This is a genomic window from Enterobacter sp. RIT418 (genome assembly GCF_003057745.1).
GTDB lineage: Bacteria > Pseudomonadota > Gammaproteobacteria > Enterobacterales > Enterobacteriaceae > Enterobacter.
Window position 1 is genome coordinate 67,198 of record NZ_QBJD02000014.1, and the last position, 20,394, is coordinate 87,591.

The window sequence follows — 20,394 nt, forward strand, 5'->3', positions numbered from 1 at the left end:
AAAAGATCGTCAAATTCACCACGCCCTGCACAACGTTGCGGGGCGTTTTGCTTTTAGAACAACGAGTTATTTTTGGCGCGATTCTTGTAATGACAACGGTATCATTCGGGATACGCGTGGGAGAGAACCATGTTAGAACTGCTTTTTGTGATTGGCTTTTTCATGATGCTGCTGGTGACGGGCGTTTCGCTGTTCGGCATTCTGGCCGCCATCGTCGTGGCGACGGTAGTGATGTTTATCGGTGGCCTGTTTGCCCTGACGATTAAGCTGCTGCCGTGGCTCCTGCTGGCGGTTGCCGTGGTGTGGGTAATACGGGCGATTAAATCGCCAAAACTTCCTACTTATCAGCGTAATAACCGATTCCGTTACTAAGGTATTGAGGGGTTCGTCACATACCTGCAACTTTTCCGGCAGCGCGGCTAAGAACAGAATAGGATTTACTTATCGAATCTGTCACTATGTCTGCCGCTACAGAATTCATCGAGCTGTACCCTACATACGGCCGAACTAAAAAAAGAAAGGGCTTCCCACGGGAAGCCCAATTTCTTTTTAGGGCCTAGGGGAGCAGCAGGCTCGATCCCTGCGTCGCCCGGCTTTCCAGCACCTCATGCGCGCGCTGCGCCTCGGTCAGCGGGTACTTCTGCGCATCCGCCACGTCCACTTTAATCACGCCGCTGGCGATCAGCGAAAACAGTTCGTTGCTGGCCTCTTCCAGCTCTTCCCGACAGGTGATGTAGCCCTGCAGGGAAGGACGCGTGACGTACAGCGACCCTTTCTGATTAAGAATGCCCAAATTCACGCCGGTCACCGCGCCTGACGCGTTGCCGAAGCTCACCATCAGGCCGCGGCGCTGCAGGCAGTCCAGCGACGATTCCCAGGTGTCTTTACCCACCGAGTCATACACTACGCGCACCTTCTTCCCGCTGGTGATCTCCTTAAGGCGTTCGACGATGCTCTCTTCACGGTAGTTAATGACCTGCCAGGCGCCTGCGTCGAGCGCCCGCTGCGCCTTCTGCGCGCTGCCCACGGTGCCGATCAGCTTCGCGCCCAGCGCTTTCGCCCACTGGCAGGCGATCAGCCCGACGCCGCCCGCGGCCGCGTGGAACAGGAACTGCTCGTCGGGTTTAATTTCGTAGGTTTTGCGCAGCAGGTAATAGACCGTCAGCCCTTTCAGGAACGAGGCGGCGGCCTGTTCAAAGGAGATAGCATTCGGCAGCAGGGCGGCTTTATCCGCCGGGACGTTATGAACGGAGCTGTAGGCGCCCAGGGCAGATTGCGCATACACCACGCGATCGCCTTCTTTAATGTGCTTAACGGCGCTGCCCACTTTCATCACCACGCCTGCCGCCTCGGTTCCCAGCCCGCTCGGCATCGACGGCGGCGGATAGAGGCCGCTGCGAATGTAGGTATCAATGTAGTTGATACCGATAGCTTTGTTTTCGACCTGAACCTCGTTTTCGCCAGGCGCGGCGGGGGTAAACTCCACCGCTTTCAGTACGTCTGGCCCACCATGCTTCTGAAATTCAATGCGCGTTGCCATGCTCCCTCCGTAAGAAAAATATGGTAATCTTTCGACCCACTCTTTATCTCGGTAACTCCATTCACTATGGCAGGAAACAAACCCTTCAACAAACAGACTGAGCCACGCGACCGTGATTTCCAGGTTGCCGGGCTAAAAGTCCCGCCGCACTCGATTGAAGCGGAACAGTCGGTGTTGGGCGGTTTAATGCTGGATAACGAACGCTGGGACGACGTCGCCGAGCGCGTCGTGGCGGAAGATTTTTACACCCGCCCGCATCGCCACATTTTCACCGAAATGGCGCGTCTGCAGGAGTCCGGCAGCCCGATTGACCTGATCACGCTGGCGGAATCGCTGGAGCGTCTGGGGCAACTCGACAGCTGCGGTGGCTTCGCCTATCTGGCAGAACTGTCGAAAAATACGCCAAGTGCGGCAAACATCAGCGCCTACGCCGACATCGTGCGCGAACGCGCGGTGGTGCGTGAGATGATCTCGGTGGCGAATGAGATCGCCGAAGCGGGCTTCGATCCGCAGGGGCGCACCAGCGAAGATCTGCTCGATCTCGCCGAGTCCCGCGTCTTTAAAATCGCCGAAAGCCGCGCGAATAAGGACGAAGGCCCGAAAAACATCGCCGACGTGCTCGACGCCACCGTTGCGCGTATCGAACAGCTGTTCCAGCAGCCGCACGACGGCGTCACCGGCGTCAACACCGGCTATGACGATCTCAATAAGAAAACCGCGGGCCTACAGCCCTCGGATCTGATTATCGTTGCGGCGCGTCCGTCGATGGGTAAAACCACCTTTGCGATGAACCTCGTTGAAAACGCGGCGATGCTTCAGGATAAGCCTGTGCTGATTTTCAGCCTTGAGATGCCCTCAGAGCAGATCATGATGCGTTCCCTGGCGTCGCTGTCGCGCGTCGACCAGACCCGTATTCGTACCGGCCAGCTCGACGACGAGGACTGGGCGCGCATCTCCGGCACCATGGGCATTCTGCTGGAAAAACGCAACATCTACATTGATGACTCCTCCGGCCTGACGCCAACGGAAGTGCGCTCCCGCGCGCGCCGCATCGCGCGCGAGCACGGCGGCATCGGCCTGATCATGATCGACTACCTTCAGCTGATGCGCGTCCCGTCACTCTCCGACAACCGTACGCTGGAAATCGCCGAGATCTCCCGCTCGCTTAAGGCGCTGGCAAAGGAGCTGCACGTGCCGGTGGTGGCGCTGTCGCAGCTTAACCGCTCCCTGGAACAACGTGCCGACAAGCGTCCGGTCAACTCCGACCTGCGTGAGTCTGGCTCCATCGAGCAGGATGCCGACTTAATCATGTTCATCTACCGTGATGAGGTTTATCACGAGAACAGCGACCTGAAAGGGATCGCCGAAATTATCATTGGTAAGCAGCGTAACGGCCCGATCGGGACGGTGCGTCTGACCTTTAACGGACAATGGTCGCGCTTTGATAACTATGCGGGACCGCAGTACGACGACGAATAAGGATTCACATGCAAGCGGCAACTGTTGTTATTAACCGCCGCGCTCTGCGACACAACCTGCAACGTCTGCGAGAACTGGCGCCCGCCAGCAGGCTCGTTGCAGTCGTGAAAGCGAACGCTTACGGACACGGTCTTCTTGAGACCGCGCGAACGCTCCCCGATGCCGACGCCTTTGGCGTCGCCCGTCTTGAAGAAGCCCTCCGCCTGCGCGCGGGCGGGATTACCCAGCCGATCCTGCTGCTCGAAGGCTTTTTTGAAGCATCGGACCTGCCGACCATCGCGGATCAACATCTGCACACCGCGGTGCACAACGAAGAGCAGCTGGCCGCGCTGGAAACCGCCGAGCTGAGCGAGCCGGTGACCGTCTGGATGAAGCTCGACACCGGCATGCACCGCCTGGGCGTGCGCCCGGAAAAGGCGGAGGCGTTTTATCAGCGCCTGTGCCAGTGCAAAAACGTGCGCCAGCCGGTGAATATCGTCAGCCATTTTGCCCGCGCGGACGAGCCAGAGTGCGGGGCGACCGAGCAGCAGCTTGATATCTTCAACACCTTCTGCGAAGGCAAGCCCGGCGCGCGCTCGATTGCCGCGTCCGGCGGCATTCTGCTGTGGCCGCAGTCGCACTTCGACTGGGCGCGCCCGGGGATTATTCTTTACGGCGTATCGCCGCTGGAGAACAAGCCGTGGGGGCCAGACTTTGGCTTCCAGCCGGTGATGTCGCTGGTGTCTAACCTGATCGCCGTGCGCGATCACAAGGCGGGCGAGCCGGTGGGCTACGGCGGCACGTGGACCAGCGAGCGCGATACGCGTCTCGGCGTCGTCGCGATGGGCTACGGTGATGGCTATCCGCGCGCGGCACCGTCCGGCACGCCGGTGCTGGTCAACGGCCGTGAAGCGAAGATTGTCGGCCGCGTGGCGATGGACATGATCTGCGTTGACCTGGGGCCAGAGGCGCAGGACAAGGCGGGCGATCCGGTGGTGATGTGGGGTGAAGGGCTGCCCGTTGAACGCATTGCTGAAATGACGGGAGTGAGTGCTTACGAACTTATTACCCGACTGACGTCGCGCGTGGCGATGAAGTACGTCGACTAAGCCAGGGGCGGCGTCGCAGAGCGCGGGCCGCCCGAAAGTTTACCCGCTAGCGGCGCGCCCGAATCGCATCCAGAATGGCGTCGCGCAGCGTTTCCGCAGAAGCATCGCGTGCGGTCAGCTGGACGCGAGCCGCAGGGCGTTCAAGCATCACCAGCCGCGCCAGTTCCACCATATCCTCCTGAGTAATTCCCGCCGGTAGGCGCGGCGTGACGGTGATCGCGTTGCCGCGATGGACAAATCTTGCCGGCGTCGTGCTGTCGAACACGGTATAGCCTTCACGGGGATCCTGAGGCAAAACCGTACCGTCGTAGCGCAGGCGGTGCTCGTCGTTTATGCTCCAGCGCGCGTTCTGGCTGGTGCGGTAATTTTGCCCATCCGCCACAAACCCCACCGCACGCGACGGATAAAAGGAGACAAACGTGCCGTCCTCATCGTTACGATTAAGCTCAATGCGCACCCGGCAAAATGCGTGCGTTTCCGTATTGTATAAATAGCAGGAAGCATACGAGTTTTGAGGTTGTGTAAACCAATGAATATTCATATTAATATCCTCTTCAAATAATTTAATTTATTAACATTCTCATACAGAATGCGTTATGACAGTATTAAAATCCTGCTGCGCTGAAAATATGCCTTACGGCATAAAGTGCCGTTTATTCCATAAATTAATTCCAATGTGATAAAGCAATCCTTAATGCTGAATTAGCGTGGCTTAAATATGCAGGTAAATATAATGCGTATGTCATATGACAAATGCTGTTTTCTCACTTTGTTTTTAAGATTCATACTCAGTGCGAATAGGTATAGTGACAAAGAGCTAATGGGAAAATAGACATTAAGAGGTTTATTTGTTATGAATATTCTTATGATTGACGAGCTGCCGTTGTATATTTCGGGTATGAGAGTAGAGCTTGAGAAGCTCATACCAGAATGCCATGTTGCAGCCGCGCACAGCTGTGATGATGCGATGAATCTATTACGCGACGCATCATACAATCTGATACTGCTGGATGGCGATATGGACTGCATGCAGTTTTTACCGGCACTCCATCAGGCGCATCCTAAAATCCCGGTTGTCGTTATGTTCCGGAAGACGACGGGAAAAATGTTTAGCGATTATCTTAAGCAAAATATTAAGGGCGTGGTGACGAAAGATCAGCCCGTTGAGAAGATTGGCCTGGTCCTGAAGATGGCCCTGGCGGGCGTTATCTGCTTCCCGGAGCAGGTGGTGTTGGTGGATGATAAGATGGCAAACGATGCCTCGGTCACGCTCCTCAGCCACCGTCAGCAGCAAGTGCTTGAGCTTCTGGCAAGGGGAGGCACGAATAAGCAAATTGGCCGTCAGCTGAATATTAGCGCCGGTACGGTGAAGGTCCATCTGGAATCTATTTTTAATCGCCTACAGGTAAATAACCGAACGCAGGCGGCAAGGCTTTATTTTAACTACGTCACAAATCACGAAATTTTTAAATAATATATTGTATATTTTCTTCACACAGACAGACCGCTTTATTGTTATGGCGCGAGCGCGTTCGCAATCTCGCGCCGTTTCATTATTTTATTTTAAAGATGAAATACCCGAAGATGATAAGTAACGTGCCAAAATCCTGTAGCAGCCAGAACGGTACGCTATCGGTGACGTCATCTACGCCAGTAAAAAGAAAATTAATATTAATCCCGCTTTGTGCAAACAGACCAAACGCCACGGCCGCTAACCCCACTTTATAAGCGATGTGGAGATGCGCTATGCGGCGGCTGTAGGCACAAAAGAGAATAATTAACGAGGTGGAAAGATCGACCATAATGGTAAAAAACAATAGCCACCATTGAGAAACGCTATTCATGTTATTCTCCGCTTTGTTTACGGCCTGATGTCCCTGCCACGGGTAATTTATCCCGGCTCACGCGTTTTTTAAGCTCACTGGCAACGTCAAAGATATCCTGCTGCTCGTGGCGCCGAAAAAAGTTGGCCAGCCAGACAATCAGCCCATTGCTTATGGCCCCGACGATGTAGCCCAGCCCCAGCGTGATATCCGAATCGTTAAGATCGATTTTTAGCCATCGCGCGGTGAAGCCTCCGAGGGCGAACGCCGCGCACATGCTGATGCTGCCGATGATGACGCCAGCAATAAACCGGCTGTGCTGCTGGAGCTTTCGCGGCTGCCAAAAAAAAGACACACTTACGCCGCCAAAAAGGCCAGCCACGGCCAACAGGCCTTCATTAATCAGGGTTGGGGTCACAATGCTGCTCATGGAGAACTCCTCGTGAATCGTCTCCACGCCGGTTCAGGCGTGGAGACGATGCTTACCGGCAGGGACTGATTTCAACAAAATGCTGATTCTTATCTGGGGAGTAAAAGCGCTGCGGGCCGGAGAGGGTATAGGCCAGGCGCTTTTCACCGCGAAAACCCTTCAGCACGTCAACGTCGGCGCTGTACCACGCCGCGTTGGCAGGCAGCGTGTTGTTCTGAAGGCTATCCCCACCTATCCATTTACCATTGGTGGGCGTTAATCCCCACAGGCCGTCCGTGTCCTTGCCCGACCAGCCCAGACGCCGTGCTTCATCGCTGGTGATGTATTTAGGCGGTAGTCGACCGGTGGTGTTCAGCGTGCGAAGCGTGGTGGCGAAATCGGCCACGTTAACGATCGCGGGCGAGCCGCTGTGGCTCAGAAAAGCGTTTACCGCATTGATTTCCTGCTCGCAGGTCTGCATCTCTGCCGCTGCGACGCTATGGCTGAACAGCGCCATAGCCAGAACGAACGAGCCGGTTTTGATCGTATTTTTCATGCCGTATCCTTTAAAATTCGATGGGTTAATTGAGGAAAAGCTTCATCTCGGCTTCGCGCCGACGCGTCAGGCCCGCCAACACTTTTCCTCCCGCTTTATTCCAGCTTTTGAACTGCAGGGCGGCCCCCTGGATATCGCCCGCGTTGAATTTTTTCAGCAGCGTAGATTTCTTTAAATTGCCGACGCCGAGGTTAAAGGCGAAGGAGACCAGCGCATCGAACTGGCTTTGCGTTGCCGACTGGCTCAGCAGCTTTTTCACGCCGTCTTCCGTGCGCTTGAGATCGTTTCGCAGCAGCTGTTTGGCTTCTCCGGTCGTCACTTTGGTCAGCTTTTGCATCTCCTCCTTCAGGATCAAATGGCCGTAGCCGATGGTCCACAGGCCTACCGCGTCGCGGTAGCGTTCCAGCTTCAGCCCCTCAAACTGGCAAATAAGCTGCACGCCCTTATCACCTGTACGTTCTGGTTGTTTTTGCATTACGGAGTCTCCTGTACTTTCGGACGGGGAATCACCTTGTTGGTATATTCGTCAATCAAACGCATGACGCTTTCCGGCGGTTCGAGTGCGGTAAACTGCATCTCGACGTCAACGTGGCGGCTGTCGCGCCCGCCTTTGCTCTCGCTGGAAGGAGAAAGGCTGACGTGAAAACGGCCAAACTCGTTTTCGCCCGACTGCCGGGAAGGGGCCTGCATCCCTTCCGTGCGGATAGTCAGGTTGACCTTCATTTTTTCCAGCATCAGCCCCCGCGGCGTTGAAAGCGCCACCAGGGGCAGATCGAAATAGTGGTTTTCATCCAGCGCCAGCTGTACGGTGCGCGGAATTAATGACCCGTCTTCTGCGGGTTCGAAAAAGGGGTCCAGCGCCTTCATATACTGCTGAGCGATAAGCTCATTGGCGGCCGTGGCGGCGTATTGCATCCCGCGCGTAATATCCTCGAGCGACACGGGCGTGCCCGGGATACCGCCGGGCGGCGGCGGGGCAGCGTCCGGTATCGGAGGTGGCGTTCCGTCAGGCTCTTTGCCGGCTTTGTTTTGTGGATCTTCATCCCTGTCGCCGCGTAACCATGTTTTAAAAGACATCATTCGCTCCTGAAAAAGGGCCGCCTCAGGCGGCCCCTGCGTTATGGAATCGCGCGATTATCGCTGCGTGAAGGATTACTGCGCGGCGACAGGCTTGGTTTTAGCGTTGGTGAGATAGTCAATCACGCGCTGCAGCGCTTCAGGCGGTTCCTGACGCTTAATCTGCGTGTGGATGGAGTATTTAGCGCGCGTATCGGTTGAGCGGGTTTGCTCTGATTTATGCGAAACTTTGCCGGTCATTTTCGCTTTGAACACGCCCCAGCCCACGGACGCTTCGACGGAGGCTTCCGCTTCCGTGCTGCTGGAGCTGGCTTCGCTCTGGCTGACTTCCAGCTCGAAATCAATCGTACCGTCTTCGATACAAATGATGGGGTGGGTGATCGCCGCCAGCAGCGGAATGCTCATTTTTCGCGTAACGCTGCCCTTGTTGACGCCCTGCTCGTCGACCACGGTTTCGTCGTAATCAAACTCGATCGCGACGGCCTTGCCGTCCTTAATACAGACGGAGAGCAGAAAATCGGTGTAGGACTTGCTGGCCTGCACCTGCGCTTTGATCATCGCCTGCAGCGGACCGCCGATCATATGCTCCAGCGGCAGGGCGTTAATAACTGAACCGATAAATTGTGAATCCATAATGTGAACTCCTGAATCGATGAATGCGCGGTTGCGCAGGAGCTACATTACGGGAGTGAATCAGGGGGCAGAATTAGGTAAACGGCAGGGGAAAGGGGCGCATAAAACCTATGCCGATCGCAGGATAGGGCGAAAGGGTGGTGTTACGTCATGTTCCGGTTTATTGTTGAATTTCCTGCCTCATAATAACCCGGAGAATCATCGCGTGTTTCAGAAAGTAGACGCCTACGCCGGCGACCCCATTCTCTCCTTGATGGAGCGTTTTAAAGAAGATCCCCGCAGCGATAAAGTGAACCTGAGCATCGGCCTTTATTACAACGAGGACGGCATTATTCCCCAGCTGAACGCGGTGGCTCAGGCCGAAGCGCGCCTCAATGCGCAGCCGCACGGCGCTTCGCTTTATCTGCCGATGGAAGGGTTAAACACCTACCGCAACACGATTGCGCCGCTGCTGTTTGGCGCCGATCACGCGGTGCTCGCGCAAAAACGCGTGGCAACGATCCAGACGCTGGGCGGCTCGGGCGCGCTGAAGGTCGGCGCTGACTTCCTGAAAAAATACTTCCCGGATTCCGGCGTGTGGGTCAGCGACCCGACGTGGGAAAACCATGTGGCTATCTTCGAGGGCGCGGGCTTTACGGTCGCGACCTACCCGTGGTTTGATCGCGAAACCAACGGCGTGCGCGTTGACGCGCTGCTGGAAAAGCTGAATACCCTGCCGGCGCGCAGCATCGTGCTGCTGCATCCGTGCTGCCATAACCCAACCGGCGCAGACCTCACCAACGCACAGTGGGATGCGGTCATCGAGGTGCTGAAGGCGCGTAACCTGATCCCGTTCCTCGATATTGCCTATCAGGGCTTTGGTGCGGGCATGGAAGAAGATGCCTACGCGATCCGCGCGATTGCCAGCGCGGGCCTGCCGGCGCTGGTCAGCAATTCGTTCTCGAAAATTTTCTCTCTGTACGGCGAGCGCGTGGGCGGTCTGTCCGTGGTGTGTGAAGACGCCGAAGCGGCAGGTCGCGTGCTCGGCCAGCTTAAGGCGACGGTGCGCCGCATTTACTCCAGCCCGCCAGCATTTGGCGCGCAGGTGGTGGCGACGGTTCTCGGTGACGAGCAGCTTAAGGCGTCCTGGCTTGCGGAAGTGGAAGCGATGCGCAAGCGCATCCTCTCGATGCGCCAGGAGCTGGTTAACGTGCTGAAAGAGGCTGTGCCGGGGCATAACTTCGACTACCTGCTCAAGCAGCGCGGCATGTTTAGCTACACCGGCCTGAGCGCCGCTCAGGTCGACAGGCTGCGCGAAGAGTTCGGCGTCTACCTGATCGCCAGCGGCCGTATGTGCGTGGCGGGTCTGAATGCCAGCAACGTTCATCGCGTGGCGCAGGCGTTTGCCGCAGTAATGTAAGTACTCACTATCGATTTTCTGTCCCAGGAGCCAGGATGGTTAAGGAGGCGGCGGTGAGCCTCCTTAACACGTTCACGAGCCGTGTGATTTCAGAGTAGCAAGGCTCGTAAAGCGAACGAAATTACCGCCACAGCCGTATGTTCCCCCTCACCCCAGCCCTCTCCCTCAAGGGAGAGGGAGTATTCTGTGCCGGAGTGAGGGCAACAGGCCGCAGAAATCTTGCCCGGCGGCGCGGCGCTAACCGGGCCTGCGGGCTGTATTTTCTCCCTCTCCCCGTGGGAGAGGGCCGGGGTGAGGGCAACAGGCCGCAGAAATCTTGTCCGGCGGCGCGGCGCTAACCGGGCCTGCGGGCTGGGTGTTCTCCCTCTCCCCGTGGGAGAGGGCCGGAGTGAGGGTAACAGGCCGCAGAAATCTTGCCCGGCGGCGCGGCGCTTACCGGGCCTGCGGGCTGGGTGTTCTCCCTCTCCCCGTGGGAGAGGGCCGGAGTGAGGGCAACAGGCCGCAGAAATCTTGTCCGGCGGCGCGGCGCTAACCGGGCCTGCGGGCTGTATTTTCTCCCTCTCCCCGTGGGAGAGGGCCGGGGTGAGGGCAACAGGCCGCAGAAATCTTGCCCGGCGGCGCGGCGCTAACCGGGCCTGCGGGCTGGGTGTTCTCCCGCTCCCCGTGGGAGAGGGCCGGAGTGAGGGCAACAGGCCGCAGAAATCTTGCCCGGCGGCGCGGCGCTAACCGGGCCTGCGGGCTGGGTGTTCTCCCTCTTCCCGTGGGAGAGGGCCGGAGTGAGGGCAGCAGGCCGCAGAAATCTTGTCCGGCGGCGCGGCGCTAACCGGGCCTGCGGGCTGTATTTTCTCCCTCTCCCCGTGGGAGAGGGCCGGGGTGAGGGCAACAGGCCGCACGTAAACGTTTCCCATCACTCTGTGATCTTCTTCTTTTTATTCAACTTCATAAGCAAAAACTCCTTCCCTTCACCTCACGGTGGGGTTATGGTCGGAATGCTTTTTGACCATCCGCTCAAAATAAAAAGATAACGATCTGAATATTCAGGGGAAAAAATGCGCAAGATCACACTGGCGCTCAGCGCCGCCTGCTTATTGTTCTCGCTTAACAGCGCTGTTGTTGCGCGCGCCTCCGCGCCGACGCCGCTCTACGCCGGCACCACCGCCGCCATCCTCGCCGAACAGGCGCCTATTCACTGGGTCTCCGTCGCGCAAATCGAAAACAGCCTGATGGGGCGTCCGCCGATGGCCGTCGGTTTCGACATTGACGATACCGTGCTGTTCTCAAGCCCGGGCTTCTGGCGCGGCAAGAAAACCTACTCGCCGGAGAGCGAAGACTATCTGAAGAACCCGGAATTCTGGGAAAAGATGAACAACGGCTGGGACGAATTCAGCATTCCGAAAGAGGTGGGCCGCGCGCTCATAGCCATGCACGTGAAGCGCGGAGACAGCATCTACTTCGTTACGGGGCGCAGTCAGACCAAAACCGAAACGGTCTCTAAAACTTTGCAGGACGATTTCCTGATCCCCGCAGCCAGCATGAACCCGGTGATTTTCGCCGGCGATAAAGAGGGGCAAAACACCAAAACCCAGTGGCTGGAGCAGAAAAACATCAAGGTGTTCTACGGTGATTCGGATAATGACATCACCGCCGCGCACGACGTCGGTGCCCGAGGGATCAGGGTGCTGCGCGCCTCTAACTCGACTTACCGACCGCTGCCGATGGCCGGGAAGTTTGGCGAAGAGGTGATTGTTAACTCGGAGTATTAACGCACGCGCGGCGAGACTGATTCTTTTTTACTCAAATCTCGCCGCTGCGGGTTTTACCTTTCGTTTTCTTGCTGCACACTTAGAAAGATTCATCTTTCAAAACGGAGCAGCCCATGTGGTATCAACAGACCCTGACCTTAAGCGCAAAGCCGCGCGGATTTCACCTGGTGACGGATGACGTCGTCGGCCAGCTCCGCGATCTGTCGCGCATCAAAACGGGTTTGCTCCATCTGCTGCTTCAGCATACTTCCGCCTCTCTCACGCTCAATGAAAATTGCGATCCCACGGTTCGCGCCGATATGGAGCGTCATTTTCTGAACGCCGTTCCGGACGATGCGCCCTATGAGCATGACTATGAGGGGGCGGACGACATGCCCTCGCACATCAAATCCTCCCTGCTGGGCGTATCCCTCACGCTTCCGGTGCGCAACGGACGGCTAATGCTGGGAACGTGGCAGGGGATTTGGCTCGGAGAGCATCGCATTCACGGCGGGTCGCGTCACATTATCGCAACGCTACAAGGGGAATAAAGATGACAATTTCGGAGATACTTCAGTACTGCATGAGCAAGACGGGCGCGGAGCAGAGCGTCCACAGCGACTGGAAAGCTACGCAGATTAAAGTGGCCGACGTGCTGTTTGCGATGGTGAAGGAGGTGGAAGGGCGCCCGGCCGCATCGCTCAAAACCAGCCCGGAGCTGGCAGAGCTGTTGCGCCAGCAGCACAGCGACGTTCGCCCGAGCAAGCATCTCAACAAGGCGCACTGGAGCACCGTCTATCTTGACGGCTCAATCCCGGATTCGCAGATTTACTACCTGGTGGACGCCTCTTATCAGCAGGCGGTTGAGCTGCTGCCTGAACAGGTCAGACAGCAGCTATCGGTATAACTACTTCAGAAGTGGCTTAAGGAAGCGCGCGGTGTGCGAGGCTTCGCACTCAGCAACGGTTTCTGGCGTGCCGGCGACGAGAATTTCGCCGCCGCCGCTGCCGCCTTCCGGGCCGAGATCGACAATCCAGTCCGCGGTTTTAATCACGTCCAGGTTGTGCTCAATCACCACGATGGTGTTGCCCTGATCGCGCAGCTGGTGCAGCACGTCCAGCAGCTGCTGGATATCCGCAAAGTGCAGGCCGGTGGTCGGCTCGTCGAGGATGTAGAGCGTCTGGCCGGTACCGCGCTTGGACAGCTCGCGCGCCAGCTTCACGCGCTGCGCCTCGCCGCCGGAGAGCGTGGTGGCTGACTGTCCCAGACGAATGTAGGTCAGACCGACGTCCATCAGGGTTTGCAGCTTGCGCGCCAGCGCAGGAACGGCGTCGAAGAACTCGCGCGCCTCTTCGATGGTCATGTCCAGCACTTCGTGGATGGTTTTGCCCTTGTACTTAATCTCCAGCGTTTCACGGTTATAGCGCTTGCCTTTGCACTGGTCGCACGGCACGTAGATATCCGGCAGGAAGTGCATCTCTACCTTGATTACGCCGTCGCCCTGACAGGCCTCACAGCGCCCGCCGCGCACGTTAAAGCTGAAACGCCCCGGCGTATAGCCGCGCGAGCGGGATTCCGGCACGCCGGCAAACAGCTCGCGCACGGGCGTAAACACGCCGGTGTAGGTCGCCGGGTTGGAGCGCGGGGTGCGTCCAATCGGGCTTTGGTCGATATCGATAACCTTGTCGAAATGCTCCAGACCCTGAATGTCGCGATACGGTGCGGGTTCAGCCAGCGTCGCGCCGTTCAGCTGCGTCTGGGCAATCGGGAACAGCGTATCGTTAATCAGCGTCGATTTACCGGAACCGGACACGCCGGTGATGCAGGTAAACAGCCCGACCGGCAGCGTCAGCGTGACGTCCTTCAGGTTGTTGCCGCGCGCGCCGGTGAGCTTGAGCACTTTTTCCGGGTTGGCCGGAACGCGCTGCTTCGGCACATAAATTTTGCGCTTGCCGCTCATGTACTGCCCGGTCAGGGACTCTGGTACTGCCATGATCGCATCCAGCGGGCCTTCCGCAACCACCTGGCCGCCGTGGACGCCCGCGCCCGGACCAATATCGATAACGTGGTCAGCGGCGCGAATCGCGTCTTCGTCGTGCTCTACCACAATCACCGTGTTGCCGAGGTTGCGCAGGTGGACCAGCGTGCCGAGCAGACGTTCGTTGTCGCGCTGGTGCAGGCCGATGGACGGCTCATCCAGCACGTACATCACGCCGACCAGGCCTGCGCCAATCTGGCTTGCCAGGCGGATACGCTGGGCTTCGCCGCCGGAGAGGGTTTCCGCCGAGCGGGAAAGCGTCAGGTAGTTCAGGCCCACGTTGACGAGGAACTTCAGGCGATCGCCAATCTCTTTCAGCACTTTTTCGGCGATTTTCGCGCGCTGGCCGGAGAGTTTGAGGTTGTTGAAGAAGTCCATTGCGTGGCCGATGCTCATGTCTGAGATGGTCGGCAGCGCGGTGTTTTCTACGAACACGTGGCGCGCTTCGCGACGCAGGCGCGTCCCTTCGCAGGTGGCACAGGAGCGGTTGCTGATGAACTTCGCCAGCTCCTCGCGCACCGCGCTGGATTCGGTCTCTTTATAGCGGCGCTCCATGTTGTGCAGCACGCCTTCGAACGGGTGGCGGCGCACGGAGGTATCGCCGCGATCGTTCATGTACTTGAACTCGATGTTCTCTTTGCCGGAGCCGAACAGGATCACTTTGTGCACGTTCGCGCTCAGGCTCGCCCAGGGGGCTTCCACGTCGAACTTATAGTGCTCCGCCAGCGATTTCAGCATCTGGAAGTAGTAGAAGTTACGCTTGTCCCAGCCGCGGATCGCGCCGCCCGCCAGCGACAGCTCCGGGTTCTGGATCACGCGGTCCGGGTCGAAGTATTGCTGCACGCCCAGGCCGTCACAGGTCGGGCACGCGCCCGCCGGGTTGTTGAAGGAGAACAGGCGCGGTTCCAGCTCGCGCATGCTGTAGCCGCAAATCTGGCAGGCAAAGTTGGCGGAGAAGAGCAGTTCTTCCGCTTTGGCGTCGTCCATATCGGCAACCACCGCCGTACCGCCGGAAAGCTCCAGCGCGGTTTCAAACGATTCTGCCAGGCGCGTCGCCATATCTTCGCGGACCTTGAAGCGGTCAATCACCACTTCGATAGTATGTTTCTTTTGCAGCTCAAGCTTCGGCGGGTCGGAGAGATCGCACACTTCGCCGTCAATACGGGCGCGGATATAGCCCTGGCTTGCCAGGTTTTCCAGCGTTTTGGTGTGCTCGCCTTTACGCTCTTTAATGATGGGCGCCAGCAGCATCAGGCGTTTGCCTTCCGGCTGCGACAGCACGTTATCCACCATCTGGCTGACGGTTTGCGCCGCCAGCGGGACGTCGTGGTCCGGGCAGCGCGGCTCGCCTACGCGCGCGTACAGCAGGCGCAGGTAGTCATGAATTTCGGTAATCGTACCCACCGTGGAGCGCGGGTTATGCGACGTGGATTTCTGCTCGATGGAAATCGCAGGAGATAACCCTTCAATGTGGTCAACATCCGGTTTTTCCATCAGCGACAGGAACTGACGCGCGTACGCCGAGAGCGACTCAACGTAGCGGCGCTGCCCTTCGGCATACAGCGTGTCGAAAGCCAGTGAGGATTTGCCAGACCCCGAAAGCCCGGTCACGACGATGAGTTTGTCGCGAGGGATGACGAGGTTGATATTTTTGAGATTGTGGGTGCGTGCGCCCCGTACTTCGATCTTATCCATTCACCTTTCCCGGTAGAAACTCGGATGCCTGGTATGTTTGAAGGACAACCGGCAGAAACGGCTAATTATGACACAATTTAACCTGTCTGGATATACAGTATTGGAATGCAATTTCTGATTCACTGTGTAACAATGTCGAGTCCGCGCGAGAACTCTGGAATCCATCTCGCAGCTATCAAAATGCCTCATGGAAATGGTACACTCGCGCGTTTACACTATTAAGAAACGTATTCAGGAGACACGAACATGGCCAGCAGAGGCGTAAACAAGGTGATTCTCGTCGGTAATCTGGGCCAGGACCCGGAAGTACGCTACATGCCGAGTGGTGGCGCAGTTGCCAACATTACGCTGGCTACTTCCGAATCCTGGCGTGATAAAGCGACCGGCGAAATGAAAGAGCAGACCGAATGGCACCGCGTTGTGCTGTTTGGCAAGCTGGCGGAAGTTGCCGGTGAGTACCTGCGTAAAGGTTCTCAGGTCTATATCGAAGGCCAGCTGCGTACCCGCAAGTGGACCGATCAGTCCGGTCAGGAAAAATACACCACGGAAGTGGTGGTGAACGTTGGCGGCACCATGCAGATGCTGGGTGGCCGTCAGGGCGGTGGCGCACCGGCAGGCGGCGGCCAGAACCAGCAGCAGGGCGGTTGGGGTCAGCCTCAGCAGCCGCAGGGCGGCAACCAGTTCAGCGGCGGCGCGCAGTCTCGTCCGCAGCAGCAGTCCGCTCCGGCACCGTCTAACGAGCCACCAATGGACTTCGACGACGACATCCCGTTCTAAGCCAGCCTCTCCTTAGAAAACAAAAAAGCCCCTTACGGGGCTTTTTTATTGCTCAATCGCGGCGGCGTTTAAGTATCCGGCGAAATCGCTAAAGCTGAGCGGTTTTGAGAAAAAGTATCCCTGCAGACAATCTATCTGGTTCGCTTTCAGGTAATCCGCCTGGTAGCCATATTCAACCCCTTCCGCCGTCGTCAGGATGTCCATCCGCTTTGCCATATCAATCACGCAGTCGATCAGCGGCGTGGCCGCCTCTTGCGAGATTTGGCGGGTAAACATCCGGTCAATCTTAATGCTGTCGGGGCTGAGGTTGCTGATGAAGGCGAGGTTTGAAAAGCCTGTACCAAAATCATCCAGCGCAATCCGGATGCCGCTGCGCTTGATGTGGTCAATCCTTTGCGTCAGGGCGTCGCAGATATCAATATTTTCACGTTCCGTAATTTCGAACACCAGCGTAATGCCCAGCGCGCGAAAAATGGGGGACCAATGGTCGATGAACAGATCGAAGGAGCTGTCGCTAACGTGCGCATGGCTAATGTTCAGGTTGAGCTTAAAACCCGGCGGGAAGGTGGCGATACCCTGTTGAAGGTCATCAACCACCTGCTTAAGCAGGCTTTCCGTCAGGTCGATAATCAGGCCGGTGCTTTCCGCAACCGGAATAAAGACGTCGGGAGGCACAAAGCCCAGCTCGTCGTGATGCCACCTCGCCAGGATCTCCGCGCCGGAAACGGCGTTGGTTTTGGCGCAGATAATCGGCTGGTAGTGGGGGTGGATCTGATGGTGCCTGATGGCATACGCCAGCTGGGTATGAAGAGAGTGGCGGCGTATCGCCAGCTGCCAGGCCAGCGCGGCCATGATGGTCGACGTGGACAGAATAAAGCCCATCGAGAGCCACGAGTCGAGGGTATAGCCGACAATTTCGCCTATTTCCGGCTTTCGCCACGCCAGGGTATACAGCGGCGAATGTGCGGGGAGAGCCTCGTAGCGGCGGAACTGCGCAGAGGCCAGCGAGTCTTTAACCAACCCTGCTGCGGTTAATGTTTTCCCCGAAACTTCAATAATTAGGTCGTTTCCCAACATTTCATACAGGAAGCGCAGGTCGGACGCCACGTAAAGGGTGCCCTGCGGAAGATGGGTGATCAGCGAGATAACGTAAATATCCGGTGAGCTGACGGTACGCGACATCCACAGCGCTTTATCAAGCGGCAGAATGAAGCCGATATCGGCGTTCTTATTGGCCAGCAGCGAGGAACAGCTGATGTGCTGATTACGGATAAAGTTGATTGAGTAAATATGCTTGTACTGGCCGGGCAGCATATTCAGCGCTTTCTCAACGTTGAAATCACACGGCCTGCCGAGCAGCGGAGACGCTTTGTGTGCTGCTTCATGCGCGTCCCTCAGCATGCTGTTCATGCTCGACTGCACGAGCTCCGCCTGTTCCGCAACCCGCTTTTCATGATTATTCAGACCGTTTATCGTCGCCAGCGTGGTGGTCACGATTAACGTCAGTACAAACGCAATGGCGGCGGCAAGGAGGCGATTTTTCTTATTACGCAAAAAGTTTTGCTGATCCATAGTGGCCGCCTAGGCGCGTTCCGGCTGCATATAGTGTAAATGAAAGGCTTCTTTACTGACCGGGCGTGAGAAAAGATACCCCTGACCATACTTCACGCCGCGGCGCAGCATGCTGGAGACATGGGTATAGTTTTCGATGCCCTCAACGATCGCGTCCATGTCGAATGACTCGAGGTACGCCAGCATCTCGTACGTACTGTCTATATGGCCTGGCGCCAGGCAGCTTCTGTCGAGCTTGACGTAATCAGGCGGGTAGAGCGCGAGCCGGGACTGAAGCGTTTCCATGCTGTCAATGCCATCCCAGGCCAGATTCAGCCCCGCGCCGCGCAGTGCGTCAAGGTTCTGCTTAACCGCCTCGTCGAGCTGAACGTCGCAGTCGGTGATTTCAAAGACCAGGCTACGCGGCGTTAGCGCGTGCGCGGCAATCAGCGCCAGAGCGCGCTTGGCGAAATGGGCGTCCTGAAGCTGAACCCAGGAGATATTGAACGTAAAGAGCTGATTTTCCAGCCGCTCGCGCGGCTGGCTGGCTAAAAACGTAAAGGCCTGCGCCAGGATGTAGTCGCCCATTGGCAAAATCCCGCCGCTTTTCTCCAGCTCGCTGATAAACAGATGCGGCGGCACGACATTGCGCCGGTGCGTACCGCGAACCAGAACTTCGCCGCCGATGCAGGCAAACCGTGAGAGATCGAAAATCGGCTGGATAACAAAATCGATACCCGAATCGAGCCTGTTCTTTTCGACACACTGAACGACAAAATGCGTACTCTTTTCCATGCCACCCTCGTAGCCACACCAATAAAGCGTTAAACGACACAACTTTCACAAAACTTAAGCGGGCTACGGGCGGCTATTCGGCAACGATCCTGTTTTTACCGTTTTTCTTGGCCTGATAGAGCCGCCTGTCGGCACAGGCCAGGGTTTCCGACAGCGGTGCGCCGCCCATCCTGCATAGCCCCGCGCTGAAGGAGACCTTAAGATCTTTTTCCCTGAACGAGCGCGTATTCACCGTGATTCGCCATTTTTCGAGAAAGCTTTGCGCTTTTTCAGCGGAGATCCCCTGAAAGAGGACCGCGATCTCCTCTCCGCCGTAGCGATAGAGAAAGATATTCTCCAGGCCGCGCAGCCGTGAGCCCAGGTCAGCCACGGTTTTCAGCACCATATCGCCGACCGTATGGCCCCAGGTGTCGTTAATATTTTTGAAGTTATCGATATCAATCATCGCAATCCAGGCGTGCGGATCGGCGCTCAGGCGCGCGGCATCGGCATCAAACGCGCGGCGATTCTTCAGCCCGGTGAGGCCGTCGGTTAAGGCCTCATGCGCGATGAGCGTCTGGCGCTGCTGCGAGCTGTGGATCTCTTCGTAGATGATCTCCTCCACGCTGGCGGGAGTGATGTCGCCGCTGCGGATGCTGGCTGCGATGCGCATAAAGATGGCGTTTAGCGCGGCGCGGGTCGACCACCAGCAGAAAAGCACCACGATAAGCGCGGCCAGCGTGCACAGCACGATGCTCATGCACTGGCGAAAGGCGATGTCGCCCAACACGCTCTCGTCCACCTCGTGGACAACCAGCCAGGACTGGGAGCCGATTGTACGGTAGGTGTAATACCGGTTGTTCATCACAAAATCGCCCCGGTACTCTCGGGCGTTCAGCGCGATGGCCTTCAGTACTCCGGGCGCGAACTCATACCCGGGATTGATGATCGGCTCGCCCTGACGGTTCATCACGAACGTCCGGCTTTTTACCGGAGGCAGCGCGGTGTTGAGGATCTCGGTGCTTTTCTCCAAATCCAGGTTCAGGGCCAGAACACCGGTATTCGTCCCGTCCGTCCCGTCAATAATGGGCAGCGAAATGGTGATGACACGCTCGCGATTGGCGAACGGGTCACGGCTGATGCTGTAATGCGCTTCGTCTGAATCCTCAACGGAGAGCGTAAACCACGGCTCTTTGCGCGGATCCCACGCGTTTTTCTCCCCGCCGTTTAGCGGTATGTAGGGCAGGCGGATGTAGTGGCCGTTATTGCTCACGTGAATGATTGAAAGCGCGTCCGGCATGATTCGCAGCCGCTCAATCATCCAGTTACGTAGCGCCAGGTCATTTTCATTTTGTTTGTCGAAGGTATGCCTTTCGGCCGCAATGCGCGTCATCTCTCTCATAATATTTTCGTAGCCGTCCAGATACTTATCCATAAACGCGGCGACATTATCGAGATAGATGCGGTTCTGCGTTTTTTTGGCTTCCTGAGTGGCAGACCATTGCGACAGACTTTCCACGATGCCAATAAACAAAAGCGTCACGGCAATCACCGAGAAACTTATATTTAGCGGCCTTCTGAAATTCAAACGTTCAATCACTGAAAACTCCGGATTGCTTTGTATTTACCCAACGTAAGGTATTAATAACGCGTAACTCATAGAGGAGGTGGTTAAGACATCTAGACTACAGGCGCCTTTTGTAAACAATAAATTAACAACATAAGATTTATCGCAGGAAATAAAGGGTAACCGCTCAATTTCCGATTGTCAAAGTCGATCGAATGATAAAAATCGATCGATGAAATCAATCGT

The 20,394-nt window shown here is 57.0% G+C and carries 21 protein-coding genes; 9 read left to right on the top strand and 12 right to left on the bottom strand.

Features of this window, described 5'->3' with window-relative positions:
* Window positions 1–129 precede the first annotated feature (129 nt).
* Entirely contained in the window at window positions 130–372 is a 243-nt protein-coding gene (gene pspG / locus DBY73_RS16350; RefSeq protein WP_112012125.1) for an envelope stress response protein PspG, read from the top strand.
* A gap of 184 nt (window positions 373–556) precedes the next feature.
* Here pspG and DBY73_RS16355 read toward each other — a convergent pair whose 3' ends face one another.
* On the bottom strand, window positions 557–1,540 hold the full coding sequence (locus DBY73_RS16355) for a quinone oxidoreductase (protein WP_112012126.1): 984 nt from the start codon (window positions 1,538–1,540) through the stop codon (window positions 557–559).
* Window positions 1,541–1,606: 66 nt separating this feature from the next.
* Here DBY73_RS16355 and dnaB point away from each other — a divergent pair, with 66 nt between their 5' ends.
* Both dnaB and alr read left to right on the top strand, forming a co-directional pair.
* On the top strand, window positions 1,607–3,019 hold the full coding sequence (gene dnaB, locus DBY73_RS16360) for a replicative DNA helicase (protein WP_112012127.1): 1,413 nt from the start codon (window positions 1,607–1,609) through the stop codon (window positions 3,017–3,019).
* Between the two features lie 8 nt (window positions 3,020–3,027).
* Window positions 3,028–4,107 (top strand): alanine racemase, encoded by a 1,080-nt coding sequence (gene alr / locus DBY73_RS16365; RefSeq protein WP_112012128.1) that lies wholly within the window; start codon window positions 3,028–3,030, stop codon window positions 4,105–4,107.
* A 46-nt stretch (window positions 4,108–4,153) separates the two neighbouring features.
* Here alr and DBY73_RS16370 read toward each other — a convergent pair whose 3' ends face one another.
* Window positions 4,154–4,648 carry a hypothetical protein gene (locus DBY73_RS16370; protein ID WP_146745781.1) on the bottom strand — a complete coding sequence of 165 codons (495 nt, stop codon included), beginning with the start codon at window positions 4,646–4,648 and terminating at the stop codon, window positions 4,154–4,156.
* A 312-nt stretch (window positions 4,649–4,960) separates the two neighbouring features.
* Between DBY73_RS16370 and DBY73_RS16375 the strand changes: the two genes are divergently transcribed.
* Window positions 4,961–5,581 (top strand): response regulator transcription factor, encoded by a 621-nt coding sequence (locus DBY73_RS16375; protein WP_112012130.1) that lies wholly within the window; start codon window positions 4,961–4,963, stop codon window positions 5,579–5,581.
* A 79-nt stretch (window positions 5,582–5,660) separates the two neighbouring features.
* On the opposite strand, the gene DBY73_RS16380 is transcribed toward DBY73_RS16375, so the two are convergent.
* The 6 genes from DBY73_RS16380 to DBY73_RS16405 all read right to left on the bottom strand — a co-directional run bounded on the left by DBY73_RS16380 (window position 5,661) and on the right by DBY73_RS16405 (window position 8,605).
* Complete coding sequence (locus DBY73_RS16380; protein ID WP_112012131.1) at window positions 5,661–5,951, bottom strand: hypothetical protein; 291 nt, start codon at window positions 5,949–5,951, stop codon at window positions 5,661–5,663.
* A gap of 1 nt (window position 5,952) precedes the next feature.
* Window positions 5,953–6,360: a hypothetical protein gene (locus DBY73_RS16385; protein WP_112012132.1), complete on the bottom strand. Its 408-nt coding sequence runs from the start codon at window positions 6,358–6,360 to the stop codon at window positions 5,953–5,955.
* Window positions 6,361–6,412: 52 nt separating this feature from the next.
* Window positions 6,413–6,895 (bottom strand): ribonuclease domain-containing protein, encoded by a 483-nt coding sequence (locus tag DBY73_RS16390; RefSeq protein ID WP_112012133.1) that lies wholly within the window; start codon window positions 6,893–6,895, stop codon window positions 6,413–6,415.
* 25 nt (window positions 6,896–6,920) lie between these two features.
* Entirely contained in the window at window positions 6,921–7,370 is a 450-nt protein-coding gene (locus DBY73_RS16395; protein WP_112012134.1) for a lysozyme, read from the bottom strand.
* Window positions 7,370–7,972 carry a DUF2589 domain-containing protein gene (locus DBY73_RS16400; RefSeq protein ID WP_112012135.1) on the bottom strand — a complete coding sequence of 201 codons (603 nt, stop codon included), beginning with the start codon at window positions 7,970–7,972 and terminating at the stop codon, window positions 7,370–7,372. The genes DBY73_RS16395 and DBY73_RS16400 overlap by 1 nt, the downstream gene beginning before the upstream one ends.
* A 75-nt stretch (window positions 7,973–8,047) precedes the next feature.
* On the bottom strand, window positions 8,048–8,605 hold the full coding sequence (locus DBY73_RS16405) for a DUF2589 domain-containing protein (protein WP_045335167.1): 558 nt from the start codon (window positions 8,603–8,605) through the stop codon (window positions 8,048–8,050).
* A 205-nt stretch (window positions 8,606–8,810) separates the two neighbouring features.
* Between DBY73_RS16405 and tyrB the strand changes: the two genes are divergently transcribed.
* From tyrB to DBY73_RS16425, 4 genes are all read left to right on the top strand, one after another.
* Window positions 8,811–10,004, top strand: a complete 1,194-nt coding sequence (tyrB, locus tag DBY73_RS16410) for an aromatic amino acid transaminase (RefSeq protein ID WP_112012136.1) — start codon at window positions 8,811–8,813, stop codon at window positions 10,002–10,004.
* A gap of 1,049 nt (window positions 10,005–11,053) precedes the next feature.
* Complete coding sequence (gene aphA / locus DBY73_RS16415; protein WP_112012137.1) at window positions 11,054–11,767, top strand: acid phosphatase AphA; 714 nt, start codon at window positions 11,054–11,056, stop codon at window positions 11,765–11,767.
* A gap of 113 nt (window positions 11,768–11,880) precedes the next feature.
* Window positions 11,881–12,297 carry a secondary thiamine-phosphate synthase enzyme YjbQ gene (locus tag DBY73_RS16420; protein WP_112012138.1) on the top strand — a complete coding sequence of 139 codons (417 nt, stop codon included), beginning with the start codon at window positions 11,881–11,883 and terminating at the stop codon, window positions 12,295–12,297.
* A gap of 2 nt (window positions 12,298–12,299) precedes the next feature.
* Window positions 12,300–12,653: an MmcQ/YjbR family DNA-binding protein gene (locus DBY73_RS16425; RefSeq protein ID WP_112012139.1), complete on the top strand. Its 354-nt coding sequence runs from the start codon at window positions 12,300–12,302 to the stop codon at window positions 12,651–12,653.
* On the opposite strand, the gene uvrA is transcribed toward DBY73_RS16425, so the two are convergent.
* Window positions 12,654–15,479, bottom strand: a complete 2,826-nt coding sequence (uvrA, locus tag DBY73_RS16430) for an excinuclease ABC subunit UvrA (protein ID WP_112012140.1) — start codon at window positions 15,477–15,479, stop codon at window positions 12,654–12,656.
* A 246-nt stretch (window positions 15,480–15,725) separates the two neighbouring features.
* Here uvrA and ssb1 point away from each other — a divergent pair, with 246 nt between their 5' ends.
* Window positions 15,726–16,256: a single-stranded DNA-binding protein SSB1 gene (gene ssb1 / locus DBY73_RS16440; protein ID WP_006810470.1), complete on the top strand. Its 531-nt coding sequence runs from the start codon at window positions 15,726–15,728 to the stop codon at window positions 16,254–16,256.
* 45 nt (window positions 16,257–16,301) lie between these two features.
* Here ssb1 and DBY73_RS16445 read toward each other — a convergent pair whose 3' ends face one another.
* The 3 genes from DBY73_RS16445 to DBY73_RS16455 all read right to left on the bottom strand — a co-directional run bounded on the left by DBY73_RS16445 (window position 16,302) and on the right by DBY73_RS16455 (window position 20,181).
* On the bottom strand, window positions 16,302–17,828 hold the full coding sequence (locus tag DBY73_RS16445) for an EAL domain-containing protein (protein ID WP_112012142.1): 1,527 nt from the start codon (window positions 17,826–17,828) through the stop codon (window positions 16,302–16,304).
* Between the two features lie 9 nt (window positions 17,829–17,837).
* On the bottom strand, window positions 17,838–18,602 hold the full coding sequence (locus DBY73_RS16450) for an EAL domain-containing protein (protein WP_112012143.1): 765 nt from the start codon (window positions 18,600–18,602) through the stop codon (window positions 17,838–17,840).
* Between the two features lie 73 nt (window positions 18,603–18,675).
* Window positions 18,676–20,181 (bottom strand): sensor domain-containing diguanylate cyclase, encoded by a 1,506-nt coding sequence (locus tag DBY73_RS16455; RefSeq protein WP_146745782.1) that lies wholly within the window; start codon window positions 20,179–20,181, stop codon window positions 18,676–18,678.
* Window positions 20,182–20,394: the final 213 nt, after the last annotated feature.